Origin of the sequence: Enterococcus sp. AZ149 (genome assembly GCF_051714285.1) — a bacterium.
Taxonomy (GTDB): domain Bacteria; phylum Bacillota; class Bacilli; order Lactobacillales; family Enterococcaceae; genus Enterococcus_D; species Enterococcus_D entomosocium.
This window is the reverse complement of the sequence record NZ_JBIORO010000001.1, coordinates 1055367-1072500: the sequence shown is the minus strand read 5'-3', so window position 1 is coordinate 1072500 and position 17134 is coordinate 1055367. Positions and strand designations below refer to the sequence as shown.

General features: G+C 42.0%; 12 protein-coding genes and 1 rRNA gene (1 of these 13 running past the window's edge). 2 read left to right on the top strand and 11 right to left on the bottom strand.

Annotated features, from left to right (window positions below; all coding sequences use genetic code 11):
• From IGI94_RS05020 to dnaE, 9 genes are all read right to left on the bottom strand, one after another.
• Positions 1-1028: ribosomal RNA gene (locus IGI94_RS05020) — 16S ribosomal RNA — on the bottom strand (it extends 532 nt beyond the left edge of the window).
• Positions 1029-1644: 616 nt separating this feature from the next.
• Positions 1645-3150: a HAMP domain-containing sensor histidine kinase gene (locus IGI94_RS05015; RefSeq protein WP_061054488.1), complete on the bottom strand. Its 1506-nt coding sequence runs from the start codon at positions 3148-3150 to the stop codon at positions 1645-1647.
• A 14-nt stretch (positions 3151-3164) separates the two neighbouring features.
• On the bottom strand, positions 3165-3851 hold the full coding sequence (locus IGI94_RS05010) for a response regulator transcription factor (protein WP_005229193.1): 687 nt from the start codon (positions 3849-3851) through the stop codon (positions 3165-3167).
• A 139-nt stretch (positions 3852-3990) separates the two neighbouring features.
• Positions 3991-5412 carry an NADP-dependent phosphogluconate dehydrogenase gene (gene gndA / locus IGI94_RS05005; RefSeq protein ID WP_218193520.1) on the bottom strand — a complete coding sequence of 474 codons (1422 nt, stop codon included), beginning with the start codon at positions 5410-5412 and terminating at the stop codon, positions 3991-3993.
• Between the two features lie 183 nt (positions 5413-5595).
• Positions 5596-5775, bottom strand: a complete 180-nt coding sequence (gene rpmF, locus IGI94_RS05000) for a 50S ribosomal protein L32 (protein ID WP_005229191.1) — start codon at positions 5773-5775, stop codon at positions 5596-5598.
• Positions 5776-5831: 56 nt separating this feature from the next.
• The gene (locus IGI94_RS04995) at positions 5832-6392 is read right to left on the bottom strand and encodes a YceD family protein (RefSeq protein ID WP_005237175.1); all 561 of its coding nucleotides are present in this window, start codon (positions 6390-6392) and stop codon (positions 5832-5834) included.
• A gap of 195 nt (positions 6393-6587) precedes the next feature.
• On the bottom strand, positions 6588-8372 hold the full coding sequence (gene pyk, locus IGI94_RS04990; RefSeq protein ID WP_008377816.1) for a pyruvate kinase: 1785 nt from the start codon (positions 8370-8372) through the stop codon (positions 6588-6590).
• An 84-nt stretch (positions 8373-8456) separates the two neighbouring features.
• Positions 8457-9419: a 6-phosphofructokinase gene (gene pfkA, locus IGI94_RS04985; RefSeq protein WP_005237177.1), complete on the bottom strand. Its 963-nt coding sequence runs from the start codon at positions 9417-9419 to the stop codon at positions 8457-8459.
• Between the two features lie 161 nt (positions 9420-9580).
• Positions 9581-12892 (bottom strand): DNA polymerase III subunit alpha, encoded by a 3312-nt coding sequence (gene dnaE / locus IGI94_RS04980; RefSeq protein ID WP_438899513.1) that lies wholly within the window; start codon positions 12890-12892, stop codon positions 9581-9583.
• 147 nt (positions 12893-13039) lie between these two features.
• On the opposite strand from dnaE, the gene IGI94_RS04975 reads away from it, so the two are divergent.
• Positions 13040-13222 carry a YjzD family protein gene (locus tag IGI94_RS04975; protein ID WP_008377814.1) on the top strand — a complete coding sequence of 61 codons (183 nt, stop codon included), beginning with the start codon at positions 13040-13042 and terminating at the stop codon, positions 13220-13222.
• 47 nt (positions 13223-13269) lie between these two features.
• On the opposite strand, the gene IGI94_RS04970 is transcribed toward IGI94_RS04975, so the two are convergent.
• Both IGI94_RS04970 and IGI94_RS04965 read right to left on the bottom strand, forming a co-directional pair.
• Positions 13270-14475: a multidrug efflux MFS transporter gene (locus tag IGI94_RS04970; RefSeq protein WP_016613926.1), complete on the bottom strand. Its 1206-nt coding sequence runs from the start codon at positions 14473-14475 to the stop codon at positions 13270-13272.
• Between the two features lie 100 nt (positions 14476-14575).
• A complete protein-coding gene (locus tag IGI94_RS04965) occupies positions 14576-16015 on the bottom strand; it encodes an NCS2 family permease (RefSeq protein WP_005237180.1) in 1440 nt (479 codons plus the stop codon).
• A gap of 261 nt (positions 16016-16276) precedes the next feature.
• Here IGI94_RS04965 and IGI94_RS04960 point away from each other — a divergent pair, with 261 nt between their 5' ends.
• Positions 16277-17080, top strand: coding sequence for a Cof-type HAD-IIB family hydrolase (locus tag IGI94_RS04960; protein WP_005229159.1), 804 nt, complete (start codon positions 16277-16279; stop codon positions 17078-17080).
• Positions 17081-17134: the final 54 nt, after the last annotated feature.

Below are 17134 nucleotides of genomic sequence, written 5' to 3'. Positions count from 1 at the left end.
GAGTGGTCAAAGGATGTCAAGACCTGGTAAGGTTCTTCGCGTTGCTTCGAATTAAACCACATGCTCCACCGCTTGTGCGGGCCCCCGTCAATTCCTTTGAGTTTCAACCTTGCGGTCGTACTCCCCAGGCGGAGTGCTTAATGCGTTTGCTGCAGCACTGAAGGGCGGAAACCCTCCAACACTTAGCACTCATCGTTTACGGCGTGGACTACCAGGGTATCTAATCCTGTTCGCTCCCCACGCTTTCGAGCCTCAGCGTCAGTTACAGACCAGAGAGCCGCCTTCGCCACTGGTGTTCCTCCATATATCTACGCATTTCACCGCTACACATGGAATTCCACTCTCCTCTTCTGCACTCAAGTCTCCCAGTTTCCAATGACCCTCCCCGGTTGAGCCGGGGGCTTTCACATCAGACTTAAGAAACCGCCTGCGCTCGCTTTACGCCCAATAAATCCGGACAACGCTTGCCACCTACGTATTACCGCGGCTGCTGGCACGTAGTTAGCCGTGGCTTTCTGGTTAGATACCGTCAAGGGATGAACGTTTTACTCTCATCCTTGTTCTTCTCTAACAACAGAGTTTTACGATCCGAAAACCTTCTTCACTCACGCGGCGTTGCTCGGTCAGACTTTCGTCCATTGCCGAAGATTCCCTACTGCTGCCTCCCGTAGGAGTCTGGGCCGTGTCTCAGTCCCAGTGTGGCCGATCACCCTCTCAGGTCGGCTATGCATCGTTGCCTTGGTGAGCCGTTACCTCACCAACTAGCTAATGCACCGCGGGTCCATCCATCAGTGACGCAAAAGCGCCTTTCAACTTTCTTCCATGCGGAAAATAGTGTTATACGGTATTAGCACCTGTTTCCAAGTGTTATCCCCTTCTGATGGGCAGGTTACCCACGTGTTACTCACCCGTTCGCCACTCTTTTTCTTTCGGTGGAGCAAGCTCCGGTGAAAGAAAAAGCGTTCGACTTGCATGTATTAGGCACGCCGCCAGCGTTCGTCCTGAGCCAGGATCAAACTCTCATAATGATTTGTTTGAATGACCATACGGTCATTAAGCTCATAAAAATTAACTTTGCTAGCTATTGCTTGCATGTATTTGTTTCAATAAATTGAAACGTCCTACACATTGGTTCGTTTGCTTGCTTTGTTCAGTTTTCAAAGGTCTACCGTGCTGCGTTAGCAACTTTTATATCATATCAGAGCGACGTTTGATTGTCAACTCTTTTTTAAAAGTTTTTTTCAAGAAGTTGTTATTTAACTTCTCTCTTAACCTCAGCGACTTTTTTATCTTACCATCTCAACCGTTATATGTCAAACACTTTTTTGAAAAGTTTTTTTGATTTATCAGGTTTTTTCAGAGACGATATTTTTTCGACTTTGTTATAATAACACTTGTAAAATGTTTCGTCAACAACTAATTTCAAAAAAGATCAATCAGTGTTTGTTACAAATGTCTTAACAAGGACAAGTAATAATATAGCAATTCTTAAAGGAAAAATCAACTAAAAAAATAGGCTTTTTGACAACTATTTTCATAGGCGAATTATTCATTACCAAACGATTCGAACGTTCGTTTATAAGCAGTGTTTCGGCACTAAATCTATCATTTAAGAATGAAAAAAGAGAACTTAAGCTTTTTTGCTCAACGTTCTCTTTTCGCCCGATCTTCCGTTTGAAGAATCGGTATATAAATTCGAAAGATTGTTCCTTGGCCAATGACACTCTCCGCCGTGATTTTTCCTTTATAGCTTTCCAATAGTTGTTTTGCTATAGATAACCCCAAACCATTGCCACCTTTGGTTCTAGCACGAGCTTTATCTACCCGATAGAAACGATTGAAGATCTTATCGAGGTCTTCTTTGGAGATGCCTTCCCCGAAATCTTGGATGGCAATTTCAAAAGATTGACGATCCAATGAAATGGATAGATGAACTTCTTTTCGATCAGTGGAATACTTTACTGCGTTATCCAAGACAATAATAATGATCTGTTCAAAATGATTGCGATAGATTTTCAGCTTCAACTCATGATACAAATCATCATCCAATGTAAAGACAAAATCCGGATACAGTATTTTAAAGTTATTGAACACTTGATAGACAACTTCTTTTGCATTAGTTGTTTCATTTGCATAATGAACATCCACTTGTTCCGCTCTTGAGAGATCCAACATTTCCTGTACTAGCGTCTTCATTCGACTGATCTCTTGCATACTGGCTGCGAGGGACTCATCCAAGATCTCTGGATCATCTTTCCCCCAACGTTGCAACAAATTCATGTGTCCTTCAATGATTGCTACGGGTGTCCGTAACTCATGAGAAACATCTTCAACGAATCGCTCTTGCTGCTCAATGTACAGGCGCATGCGATCCAACATCTCATTAAATATATCTGCTAAATCAGACAGTTCATCATTCGTATTTAATTCTGGCATATGCACGGTTGACTGCGGGTTTTTCCGAACAGTTTCCATCGTATCCCGTAGTACCTTTAACGGCTGAAGGAAATATGCTGATAAAAAGAACCCGAGTACACTGCTGAGAATCAGAGAGACGACTTCTAAGATAATCAAAGTCAGCAGCAGTTTGCTGCGTATTTCATAAAAAGAAGTCAACTCATAAAAGGTTTGTGCATAGCCAATCCGCTCTCTGGTGCCTTTTGAATAAATGGGTTGGATCGAGAGAAAGCCTGTGATACCATCCAGCGTTACGATAGTTGGCGCTTTGCGCTGCGTGTCGATCAGTGCTAAATCATTTTCATGGGTTTTAAACACAAGGTCCTCATTCAAATTATAAACAAACAGGCTCAATGGTGCTTGGCCTAATTCCGAAATAAAGGAGTCGATTTTCATTAAGTTGCCATCGATTGTTGAAGTGCGATCATAAATGCTCGTCGTTCCCGCATCATTTTTGGTTAAATTACGATACGTTCGGACCAATGTTAGTTCTTGATCCGAATTGGCTAAACGAGAAGCAACCTCTGACATCGTCCGCTCCACATTGTTTTCTTCTTTAGCGACGATCAAATTCACCGATGTTTTATAGGTGATCACGGCAAAGATCGTAAATACGACGAATATAAAGAAAGAACTTGCGAAGGCCCACTTTACAGTTAAAGAAGGCCCCTTCAGTTCTTTTAATTTTTTCATTCTTTTTTTAAGGTTCACGACCGCATCACATATCCTGTACCACGAACGGTTTGGATGTAGCTTTCCTCCCCTGGTACATCAATTTTATTACGTAAATAGCGGATGTAAACATCGACAACGTTGGTTTCCACTTCTGTCTCATAGCCCCAGACTTTGTTTAATAAAACATCTCTGGCTAAAACGACATTGACGTTTTCCATTAAAGTCAACAACAGCTCGTATTCGCGTTTCGTTAGTTCAATGACATCTGTTCCACGACGAACGACACGGTTTTCTTTTTCAATCGTTAGATCGCGGTAAGTGATCGTAGTTTGTTTTGCGACGTTTTTGTCCCCTTCGATATCGATACGGCGAAGCAACGCACGTAAGCGTGCCAGCAATTCTTCAATTGCAAAAGGCTTCACAATATAATCATCAGCACCATGATCCAAACCTGATACTCGATCAATCACGGAATCTCGTGCGGTCATCATGATGATCGGGGTGTTCTTCGATTGACGCACGCGGCGGCAAACTTCTAACCCATTTAACTCAGGAAGCATCAGATCCAATAAGATCGCATCCCATTCATTATTCAGCGCCGCATCCAGTCCCGTCCGTCCGTTGTAATGAACTTCAGTATTATACCCTTCATGCTTCAATTCTAATTCCACAAATCGAGCTAAGTTCTTTTCATCTTCAATGATTAGAATATTACTCATTATTGATAGCCCCTTTATTGATTATTCTGCCTTTAAATTAGACATTATCTGTCTTATTTTATCATGTATCTAAAAAATAAAAAAGAGATTGACCGAAAGTTCTCACTTTCGGCCTTTCTCTTTTGGATTCTCTTAAAGCTTACGCTTCGTCATACCATGAATAATGGAAAATTCCCTCTTTATCTGTCCGTTCATACGTATGCGCTCCGAAGTAATCCCGTTGTGCTTGGATCAAGTTCGCTGGCAAACGATCAGAACGATAAGAATCGAAGTACGCGATCGCAGATGAGAACGTCGGCACAGGTACACCGGCTTGGACAGCTAGTGCAACTACTTCACGTACAGAAGATTGATAACGTTTCGTAATATCTTTGAAGTAGTCATCTAATAGTAAGTTTTCAATGTCGGCATTCTTGTCATAAGCATCCGTGATTTTTTGTAAAAATTGAGCCCGGATGATACAGCCTGCACGCCAAATTTTGGCAATTTCACCAAAAGGAAGATCCCAATCATACTCTTTTGATGCTGTACGTAATTGCGCGAATCCTTGTGCATAGCTCATGATCTTACTGAAGTATAATGCTTCGCGGATCTTATTGATAAACTCTTCTTTGTTTCCTTCATAAGCAACTGCTTCTGGTTTTGGTAAGACTTTGCTGGCATTGACCCGTTCTTCTTTGTAAGCCGAGATATAACGGGCAAAAACAGATTCAGTGATCAATGGTAGTGGTACGCCTAGGTCTAAGGCACTTTGGCTTGTCCATTTCCCAGTTCCTTTATTACCAGCAGCATCTAAAATCACATCAACGATTGGTTTGCCTGTACCTTGATCGTCTTTGCGAGTCAAAATATCCGCTGTGATCTCAATTAGATAGCTGTCTAATTCGCCTTTGTTCCATTCAGCAAAAATATCAGCCATTTCATCAACAGATAGACCTAATATGTTTTGCATCAAATCATAAGACTCAGCAATCAGCTGCATGTCTCCATATTCGATCCCGTTATGAACCATTTTTACGTAATGGCCTGCACCGTTTGGTCCAATATAAGTCACACAAGGTGTTCCATCTTCGGCTTTTGCAGAAATTTGTTCCAAGATTGGCGCAACCAATTCATACGCTTCTTTTTGTCCTCCTGGCATGATCGAAGGACCTTTCAAGGCGCCCTCTTCCCCACCAGATACACCTGTACCGATAAAGTTGATTCCTGAGTTTGCCAACTCTTCGTTACGACGAACCGTATCTTTAAAGAAGGTATTTCCGCCATCGATCAAAATATCGCCTTTGTCTAGATGAGGCAATAATTCTTGGATCGTTGCATCTGTCGCAAATCCTGCTTTTACCATTAATAAAATACGACGTGGTTTTTCAATAGATTGAACAAATTCTTCTATCGTATAGGTTGCTTTAAAATTTTTATCTGGATGTTCTTTTACTACTTCTTCTGTCTTTGAACCAGTACGGTTAAATAAGGCAACTGAATAACCGCGGCTTTCGATGTTCAACGCTAAGTTTTTGCCCATAACAGCCATACCGACAACGCCGATTTGTTGTTTTGTCATCTTTCATCCTCCTAAGATTCAATTATCTTTTTCATTATAGCGCAAATGTACCTGCTTTTGAACTATTCTCTTTCGCTGGACAAAAATATTTCTGAAAAGTTCCATATTAGTCAAAAAAACAAAAAAACCTCAGGCTCCATGGTTAGCCTAAGGTTTTAGAATCCTCTTTCTGAAAAAAAGGAATTATGCTTCTTTTGTTGCTACGTCTTTGCCATCGTAATGACCACAGTTTGAGCAGACATGGTGGCTTTTTTTCATTTCACCACAGTTTGCACATTCGTTCAAACCGTTGATTGTCAATTTGTAATGTGTACGACGTTTTGCTTTCTTCGCTTTCGAAGTTTTTCTAGCTGGTACTGCCATTTTGCTACACCTCCTTGTTAATGAACGCAACCTTGAGGCTGCAATTTATTCCAATCCTACGCGTTATCGTCATCTGATTCAGTGAATAATTCGGATAATTTTGCAAGACGAGGATCAACTTGTTGAGCTTGCGCTTCTTTTTGATTTGCAAAGTCTTCTTCTGACAAAACAGCCCAATCGTTGCCAGATGGCATTGCTGAACCTTGCTTTTCTTCTTCTGTCAGGACTTGCAAAGGAATCGCAAGTAATAGGTTATCAGCGACTGATTCATCTAAGCTGATGGTTTGACCTTCAACGATCAAAACTTCTTCTTCGACGATCGTTTCATCGCGACGCTGAAATTGCTCTGGTGTCATGAAGTGTTCATCCACTGAAAAATCAAAAGGAATCGCTACAGGTGTCAAAGAACGAGTAGATGGCAATGTCATCGTCGTTTCTACTTGATAGTGCAGCAAGTATCCTTGCTTATCAACACTCATCAGCCCTTTTACTTTTACAGGAGACAAATCAATGATCTGTCCATCGCGTTTTATCAGTTGACTCTTTAAGTCAAGTGTTTCTTCAAACATCAGCGGTGTCTCTTGGTATTTTTTTAATTCCAATAAAGACCATTTCATTTTTATCACCCCTAAGCAACAAAAGCAATTATACAGGGCTTCTGAGGCTTTGTCAATGAAATTTTCTTGACACCTTTTTCATTTTTGATCGTGTCATTTTAATGCCCTTTCTCAAGGGATTTCGACCCTCTCAAAAAAACAACAGGAAGCGCACAACGTGCACTTGCCTGTTGCTTGATCAATCGTTAAAAATCATTAGATCGCTGTTGTTTCTCCACGATAAACGATACCGCGACGAGAATCAAGAGTAACCAATTCGCCATCTTTGATGGTTGTTGTTGCGTCTTTGGCACCAACGATGACTGGTAGATCTTTCGCGATTCCGACAACTGCTGCATGAGAAGTCAAGCCGCCATCTTCAACAACTAAAGCTGCTGCTTTTTCGATTGCTGGCATATATTCTTTATCTGTTGTTGGTACAACTAAAATCATGCCATCTTTTGCTTTCGCAATTGCTTCTTCGGCACTGTGAGCGATCACGGCATTGGCAACAACTGATTTTTCACCAATCCCTTGCGCTTCAAGCAATTTTGAACCGATCAATTGGATCTTCATGACGTTGGTTGTTCCGCGTTCACCAACAGGAACACCGGCTGTGATCAAGATTAGATCGCCTTCTTTAGCAAAACCTAAATCAACTGCTTGTTTTGCTGCTAATTCAAACATTTCATCAGTTGTTGATGGTTTTTCAGCAACGGTTGGGTAGACACCCCAGTTAAGCATCAAGCCACGTTTTGTACGTTCATCAAATGTAACAGCTAAAATGTCAGCATCTGGACGATATTTAGAGATCATTTTTGCAGTGTAGCCAGATTCAGTCGCTGCAACGATTGTTTTAACCCCTAGGTTTTTCGCCGCACGAGCAACAGATAAACCGATTGTTTCTGTTACATCTGTTTTATCGAATTGGTTGATTTGGAATGTGCTGTTTTCTGATAAAGCTTTTTCAGCTTCAATGTCGATCCGTGCCATTGTTGCTACTGCCTCAACAGGGTAGTCACCGTTTGCTGATTCACCAGAAAGCATTGTTGCATCGGTACCATCAAAGACAGCATTGGCAACGTCAGAAGCTTCTGCACGGGTTGGACGTGGGTTTTGTTGCATTGACTCTAACATTTGTGTTGCTGTGATAACTGATTTACCAGCAGCGTTACATTTTTTAATGATGCTCTTTTGAACCATTGGTACTTCTTCAGCAGGGATCTCAACACCCATGTCCCCACGGGCAACCATGATACCATCAGAAACTTTGATGATTTCATCGATATTATCGATACCCTCTTGTGATTCGATTTTAGAGAAGATTTGCACATGAGTCATGTCTTTTTCTTCTAAAATTTCACGAATTTCTAAAACGTCTTGCGCTTTACGTACAAATGAAGCGGCAATGAAGTCGATATCGTTATCAAGACCAAAACGGATATCTTCTGCATCTTTTTCAGTAATACCAGGTAAGCTGATTGATACGCCAGGAGCGTTGACCCCTTTACGTGATCCTAACATTCCAGCATTTTTAACAACAACCACTAATTCGCGGGTTGCTTCGTCTTTTTCTTTGATTTCCATGTCGATCAAACCATCATCAAACAAGATGTGTCCGCCCACATGAACATCTTCAAATAAACCAGGATAAGTTACAGCAATTTTTTCTTTTGTTCCTTTGTGTTCTGGATCCATTGAAATGCGTGTTTCATCGCCAACGTTAAATTGGATGTATCCAGCACGACCAAAGTCAGCTTCTGTCGTATTTTGTACAGTTGTACGGATTTCAGCACCTTTTGTATCTAAAAGGATACCGACATCTTTACCAGTTTTCTTCACGGCTTCACGAACCATTGTCATACGCGCTAATTGTTCTTCATGATCTCCATGAGAGAAGTTAAAGCGGAAGACATTCGCACCGGCTTCAATCAGTTGAGAAATAATTTCCACACTGTTACTTGCTGGTCCTAATGTACTTACGATCTTTGTTTTTTTCATTACTAAACGCTCCTATTCATTTATTTAAAATAGCTAATAAGCTTTTTTTACAAAATTACTGTTGCGTTGCTCTAAAAAATCTCTTTAGAATGAGATTTCTTTGTTCAAGTTATACAAGCTAAGATCTGGTTTGTGACGATTGTTTTCAAGGGTTTCGATAATATCAGAAGCAATCATTTCATTGTTTTCGATACCGATACATAGACCGCCTTTGCCTTGTTGCAATAATTCAACGGCATATGAACCAAATTTACTTGCTAACACACGGTCACGAGCGCTTGGTGAACCACCACGGACAACGTGTCCTAGAATTGATACACGGGTATGGAAATCGCCGTATTCAGAAAGTTTGTCAGCAAAATCATTTCCGCCCATCACACCTTCGGCTAAAACGATCAAGCAATGTTTTTTCCCGCGGTCGCGTCCTTCACGGATACGATCAGCAACAACTTGCATGTCAAAATCATGTTCTGGGATGATGATTTCATCCGCACCACCGGCCACACCTGACCATAAAGCGATATCGCCAGCACCACGTCCCATTACTTCGATCACAAATGTGCGGACATGTGATGTCGCTGTATCACGGATACGGTCAATCGATTCTAAGACAGTATTGATCGCTGTATCAAAACCAATCGTGAAATCTGTTCCTGGAATGTCGTTATCGATCGTTCCTGGAATCCCGATTGCTGGGAAACCGTGGCGAGTAAGTGCCATCGCACCATGGTAAGATCCATCTCCACCAATCACGACTAGCCCTTCGATGCCAAATTTCTTTAATTGCTCGATTCCTTTTAATTGCCCTTCTTGTGTCGCAAATTCTGGATAACGTGCTGAATATAAGAATGTTCCACCACGTTGAATTTTGTCACCAACATCAGCAACATCTAAGCGACGAATGTCGCCTGCGACTAGTCCGGCATAGCCATAGTTGATTCCGTATACTTCAAGTCCGTCAAAAATACCCTTTCTGACAACTGCGCGAATCGCTGCGTTCATTCCTGGTGCATCGCCGCCACTGGTTAGAATTCCAATGCGTTTCATTATTCTTTCACCTCATCAAAAGATTTTGTTTAGGGAAGCCCCTGTTTGCTAGTTTTCAAGTAATAACCACGAGACATATTCTACCATTATTCCATGAAAATGTCTTGAAATAGTGGGAAAAAGTTGAAAAAAGTGTAAGTTGAATTATCGTTTTCGGAAAATTACTTGAAAATTACATTTCCATTTCCTAATAATGCCTTCAGTTGTGTGACAAAGTTCGGCTCATCCGTTACCCAGTTTTCTTCTGCTAATAACACTTTTTTGCCACTACTTTCATAAAACATCACCACTGGAATATTTCCTTGATGCTGCTTCATTTCCTTCGACAATGCTTGCAGGTGCGACGTTTCGGCTTCAGCAGAAATCTTTAAGTAGCAAGTTTGTGGCGCAATTTTATTTTGAACGTTTTCTGCTAAGTCTATTTTATCAGCAATGAGTTGGATTTCACCATTGTAACGACTTACCTCGACCTTTCCTTCAATATAGAGAACAGCATTTTCTTCGATCAAGGAACGCACTTGTCGATAAACGATGGGAAAAATCGTTACTGAAACTTCTTTGCTAGCATCCGTTCCTTCAACAAATGCCATCTGTTCGCCTTTTTTTGTACGTATCTCCCGAATCTTGCGGACATACAAAAGGATGCGGACCCGTTCATTCGGAACCAGATCGGCAATATCGGTGATTTGTTTTAATTGATGCAATTTTTGAAACTGTTCTACGGGATGGCCAGACAAATAAACACCTAAGTATTCTTCTTCCAAAGCCAGTTTCTCTTCCAGTTTGTAATCGGCAACGGCTTCTTCTTTTAAAGCCATGGTTTCTAAGAGATCCAAACTGCCGCCACTATAAGTAATATTTTGGATTTTCCCTTCTAGTTGGATCAATGCTTGTTTTCGATTAGGCGCAATCACATCGAATACACCGATGCTCAAAAGCGGCAATAAATAGTCCAACTTTAACCACTTGCTGTTCCGCTGATTCAAGCGAAGTAAAAATTGATCCATGGACGTGAAATTGCCATGCTCTTTTCGTTCTGTCAAAATGTCTTGGATCATGTCGCGCCGAATCCCTTTGATACTGCTGAACCCAAAGCGGATTTGTTTCTCATTTTGCAGTTGAAAACTAAACCCACTGGCATTGATCGATGGTGGCAATACTTCTACGCCATAACGTGCGGCTTCATTTAAGTATTCTTTCATTTTGCTTGCAGTATTGCGTACCGAGTGCAAGATCGAAGCAAAAAAAGGTGCCGGATAGTGCACTTTCAAGTACGCCATTTGAAAGCCGATAAAGGAATAGGCAAACGCATGGGAACGGTTAAACCCATAGTTGGCGAAGCGCTCAATATAGTCATAGACCAAATTGGCGGTCTTCTCGTCATAATGATTGGCCAACGCACCTTGCACAAAATGGCGACGTTCTTCATCCAACACGTCTTTTTTCTTTTTACTGATTGCTCGCCGCAAAATATCTGCCTGTCCTAGGCTAAAACCAGCCATTTTGGAAGCTACTTGCATGATCTGTTCTTGATAAACAATGATTCCGTAAGTGTTTTGCAAGATTGGAATCAAGCTGTCATCCGGATAAGAGACCCGCTCTTGTCCTTTTTTCCGCTTGATAAAAGTATCAATATTTTGCATCGGTCCCGGGCGATACAAGGCATTGACTGCAGCAATGTCTTCGATACTTTCTGGCCCTAGCTTGCGCAAGACATTGCGTATTCCCGCTGATTCAAATTGGAAGATCCCTGCCGTCTCCCCTTTTTGAAACAAACGCAATGTTGCTGGATCATCAAGAGGAATCTCTTTTTGGGTTACGATTTGTTGGCTGATTCGTTTGATACCTTTCAAGGTATTATCAATGATCGACAAGTTTCTCAAACCTAAAAAATCCATCTTCAATAGGCCAATGGCTTCCACGTCATTCATGGTAAACTGGGTCAGCCAAATCCCATCGCTGCCTTCTTGCAAAGGCACCAAATCAAGCAGATTCTTGTCACTGATCACCACACCGGCGGCATGGGTCGATACGTGACGGGGCAGTCCTTCTAAGATTTTGGCGACTTGAAACATTACTTGATTCCGCTCATTGAACGAAACCAGCTCTCGCAGCTGATTGGATTGTTCATAAGCAAGATCTAAGGTCATTTTCAAGGCATTGGGGATGGCTTTTGACCAGCGATTAGCTTCACTTTGCGAGAGACCAAAGACCCGAGAAACATCTCGCAAAACCATTTTGGCCGCCATGGTACCAAACGTGGCAATCTGTGCCATATATTCTTGCCCATATTTTTGGCGCACATACTGTAAAATCTCGTCTCTGCGATTGTCAGGAATATCTAAATCAATATCAGGCATCGTGTAACGTTCTGGATTCAAGAATCGTTCAAACAAAAGATCGTATTTGATTGGATCTACGTCGGTGATCGATAAAACATATGCCACCAGTGCTCCAGCAGCCGATCCCCGTCCAGCGCCGGTAACGATCTCTTGTTGGTGGGCAAAGTCCATGACGTCCCAAATAATCAAGAAATAGTCATCAAAGCCCATCTTATGGATAACGGACAACTCATAATCCAAACGCTGTTCGTACGCCGATGTAACGTGGGCAACACGCTGAGGCAGACGCTCAAAACAAATTTTCCGCAAATAGTCCGCAGCACTTTCTTCGGCTGGTAGCGGGTAATGAGGCAACAGCCGCTGATGCAGCGGCAGCTCGACGGCGCATTCAGCTGCAATCCGCTGATTATTCATCAATGCCTGCGACGCTTCGCCAAATGACGCAGTCAATTGGTCTGCCGGTTGTAAAAAAAGCTGCGTAGTCGCTTGCTCTTTTGCCTGACGAAAGTCTTCAATTTGCGAACCATCTTTGATATGGGTCATCACTTTGACTGCAAAGGCTTCTTCTTGTGCTAAAGCCGCGATGGGTTGATACGCACATGGTGCAATGTTTTGCTCGTTAAACCAAGCGATCGTTTCTGGATCTAGCCCTTTGCTAGTAATCCCTAAAAACAAGCTCTCAGAATCAAATTTATGGCTGATTGCTCGCAGTGCTTCTTGATTGGCTTCTAGATCATCGTGCTGAGAAGGCAGAAACCCCTCGCCTTCAGGCAGCAAACCAAAGAGGTCCTGCAAAGAATCACAAGCAGATAAATTCAACTGCTCGGTGATCATTTTTTCACTTGATAAACGCATCAAGGTTTGATAGCCCTTGAGGTTTTTGGCAAATACGTACAATGGAAAGGACATTGATCCCTCCCCGAAGGTACAGTCGAACAAAGCACCAAAAATCGGCTTGATGCCCTGCGCTAGGCATTGCTGATAAAACTCGACCGCGCCATAGAGAACATTATGATCAGTTAGGCCTAGGGTCTGATAGCCCATCTTTTTGGCTTGCTCTATATAGTGAGGAATTTTGATCGTACTTTGCAGCAACGAATAGGCGCTTAAGGTGGTGAGCTGTGAATACATTGAAATCCCTCCAAAAATGAAAATTCTCTTTCTTTCTGCTAGTAAATAGATTTGAAAAACAAAATGAAAAAGTGAAAATCTTTACAATAAATATTTTTGTGATAAACTAAAGTCGAAATGGAAGATACGCAGAAAAGAGGTGTCGTCATGCGTTACCTAGTCACTTTATTTTGGACTTTTGTATTAGGTCAAGTCGTTGGCTATCTAGGCAGCTCACTTGCTGGAGCAACTTATGATTTTCAATTAACTTCAATCATCTCTTTGGTCACAGGTGTGGTGATCATTCTTGTTGGTATTATCGCACCAGCGCCTGAAAAGACAAGCCATTAAAAAAAAACCAGTTACCTTTATTGTAACTGGTTTTTTTTTCTTTTCAACTATTCACTGATGTCCGTTTTACGCAAGCTTTTACGGAAATTAAATCCTGAGATAAAAATATTGATCAGTACAAACCCGCTAGTTACCCAAAAGACGGCGGGATAACCAAAGCCAGCTGCCACCGTTGAGCCGACCATCGGACCTAACACTTGCCCAAAGTTGGAGAACATTTGGTTGTAGCTATAGATACGGCTGACCCCTTCCATTGGAGTGATCTTGCTGATCAGTGTATTGATGGACGGCATCAAGGCACCGGTAGAAAAACCAAGCAAGAAGCGCAACACGCCTAGTTGAAACGGAGTAGAGACAAAGCCCATCGGAATAAAACAGAAAAATGACAGTACTAAGCCCCCCAACAGCACTTTGTGATTGCCATAACGATCACCGATTTTGCCTAAAAACGGCGAGGAGAGAATCGCTGAAACACCGGCAACAGAGACGATCAATCCGCTGACGAACAAAATATTGCCCGTATCCCCGCTTAAATCACGAATATACAATGTGAGGATCGGACTGATGCTCGTTACACCTAGCTGTAAAATCAGGGAAGTAATAAACAAGCCAACAAGCAACTGCATATTTTTGATTTGACCAAAAATTTCTTTAATGGAAAGCAGATCGCCCTTTTCAACTGGCTCAAAATCTTCTTGAACGAGAAAAATCGTAAGCAACAGCGTGATTAGTAGAACAACGCCTGTGATAATAAAGACATTTTTCATGCCAAACCATTGCGCTAACGCCCCACCCATCGAAGGACCAATCAAATTCCCTGCGATGGCTCCTGTAGCCAATGTCCCAAGCGCCCAACCGCTTTTTTCTCGAGGCGCCTGCGAAGCGATCAACGCAGTCGCATTTGGAATATACCCCGATAAAATTCCGGTAAAGAAACGCATGATCAATAACCAATAGACATTCGGTACAAAAGCCAAAGAACCCATCGTCACTGTCATCCCCGCAGCCGCGCGAATCATCATTAAACGACGACCTTTTTGGTCTGCTAGATTTCCCCAAACTGGAGCAATGATAGCCGCCGCAAACGCCGTTACTGAGATTGCTAATCCAGAAAACAACTCAATTTGACTCTCTGGAGCGCCTAACTCTTCTATATATAAGGGAATGAATGGCATGACAAGACTAAAACTGGCACCCGTAAAAAAACAACCTACCCATGAAATCAGTAGATTTCGTTTCCAATCAATCTTCATTTACAAACCTTCTTTCACAAATACTATACCGTATCGTGAGTAATAATCAAATAAAAAATCTTTCTGCATTTAAAATACAGAAAGATTTTCATCATTAAACTTAACTGATCAAAGCCAAAATGACAAAGTTCAGGATAAACAACGCATTGACGACCCAGATGATCGGAGACACTTCGTTGGCTTTTCCTTTCACTACTTTCACTAATGCATAGAAAATGAAACCAACAGCGATCCCATTTGAAATACTGTAAGACAAGCCCATAAAAATGGACGCGAAGAAGGCTGGAACTGCTTCTTCTAGATCAGTCCACTTGATGTCCGCAAAAGAAGCCATCATCATTACCCCAACCAAGATCAACGCCGGTGCTGTCGCTTGTGCGGGAACGATTGAGATCAGTGGAGAAAAGATACTGCTGATCGCAAAGAGTGCTGCCACCACAACGGAAGTCAAGCCCGTGCGTCCACCAGCACCGATGCCAGCTGCTGATTCCACATAAGTCGTTGTATTTGAGGTCCCTACGATGGCCCCTACAGAAGTGGCTACGGCATCTGCAAAAAGAGCCTTATCCATCTTCGTATTCAACCCGTTACTATTTTCAACCGCTTCTTCATCTTTTTTCGAAAAGATCCCTGTACGACGTCCAGTCCCGATAAAGGTACCGATCGTATCGAAGACATCTGATAAGCTAAATGCTAAAATCGTCATGATTACTTGAGGGATTTTGGCAGAATCACTGAATAGTGAGCCCATTCCTTCAGAGCCAAACGCAGCGCCAAATGTGATTCCTAGTTCGCTGATGGAACTTCCTAATGAATTCCCGTGCCAATCAATGGCACTTAAATCCACCACACCCATCAAAATACCAATGATCGTCGTTCCTAAAATACCAAAAATAATTGCCCCACGTACATTTTTCACCACTAATAAAGTAGTCACTACTAAACCAATCACTGCTAACAAAACAGGTGCATTATTGAAATTCGCCAAAGCTGGGACGATCCCCCCATTAAAATTGGCACTCACAATCGTCTCACCGTCGACAACTGAACCCGTCACTGCGGCAGTGTCTGCACTGAAGTTTAGCAAGTTGGCATTTTTGATCCCTACATAAGCCACAAAGATCCCGATCCCGCCGCCGATTGCATGCTGCATGCTTTCTGGAATCGCATGAATGATCATTTTTCTGATTCGAGTCACCGTGATAAAAATGTTGATCAGGCCGCAGATGAAAACCATCGCTAATGCTTGCTGCCACGTATACCCCAAACCAAAAACAACGGTAAAGGTGAAGAATGCATTAAGTCCCATTCCAGGTGCTTGCGCGTAAGGCACATTTGCAAATAAGCCCATGATCAGGGTACCAATCACTGAAGCGATGATCGTTGCTAAGAAAACAGCTTGAAACGGCATGCCTGCAGCAGATAAAATCGTCGGATTCACAAACAAAATATAACTCATCGCGAAGAAGGTGGTGACCCCAGCCATCACTTCTGTGGAAACCGTCGTTTTATTCTCCTTTAATTTGAAAAACTTTTCCATGTTATGTTTCACTCCTGAACTTTAATCGTTTCTATGAAAAGAAAAAATGAATAATTGCGCTTTTCATCGAACAATTAAAAATTATAAGGGAATAATTTTCGCTTTTCAAACCTTTTTCCGAATAAAACGAACCAAAAACGTTTAATGTTCGTGTTTTACTTTGTAACTATTATGAAAACTTATCGAAAACTTACTTGTATTGTGAAATGACAGAAATATGTTACACTTAAGCCACTACCATAAGAGAATGGAGCGAGTCTTTTGAAACCAAAAATCATCGCCATTGATTTAGATGGCACAACCTTAAATACTGAATCCCAACTTTCCCCTCGCACACGTGAGGTACTGGTTCGCGCCACCAAAGCGGGACACTTTGTTACCATCGCTACAGGAAGACCTTTTCGTATGAGTGATCAATTCTATAAAGAATTGGCGCTCACAACACCAATGGTCAATTTTAACGGTGGGTTGGTCCATAAACCTCGACAAGTATGGGCAAACGAAATGGAGCACTCGATCTCTCGAGAAATTGCGTTTGAGCTCATGGCACAAAAAGAGCAGCTGGGGCTGACGTTTGTGGCAGCAGAAAATCGTGAAACCTTTTTCATCGATGACCTAAGCGGATTTGATCAACACTTTTTCTTTTCGGGTAATGCTTCCGAAAAAAATCTATTAGCAAATTTAAAAACGGATCCCACTTCATTACTGGTGAAAACCGAAAATGAATTAGCAGAATCTGTTTCTTTACGTATCAAGGATCAATTTGACGATGCAGTCGATGTTCGCACGTGGGGCGGACCTCAAGCCATCTTAGAGATCGTACCAAAAGGGGTCCATAAAGCACTTGGTCTTTCGGTGATCGCGGATTCTTTGTCTTTGGATCGGCAAGATATCATCGCTTTTGGTGATGAACACAATGATTTGGAGATGCTGGATTATGCGGGTTGGGGCGTTGCTATGGCAAATGGCACGCAACAATTAAAATCGATCGCCAATGATGTTACTGACAAAACCAATGCGGAAGATGGCATGGTCGATTACTTGGAAAAATATTTAGGTCTATAAAAAAAGCCGATGCGGGATTGTCCGCATCAGCTTTTTTTTGCTTCCATATTCAAA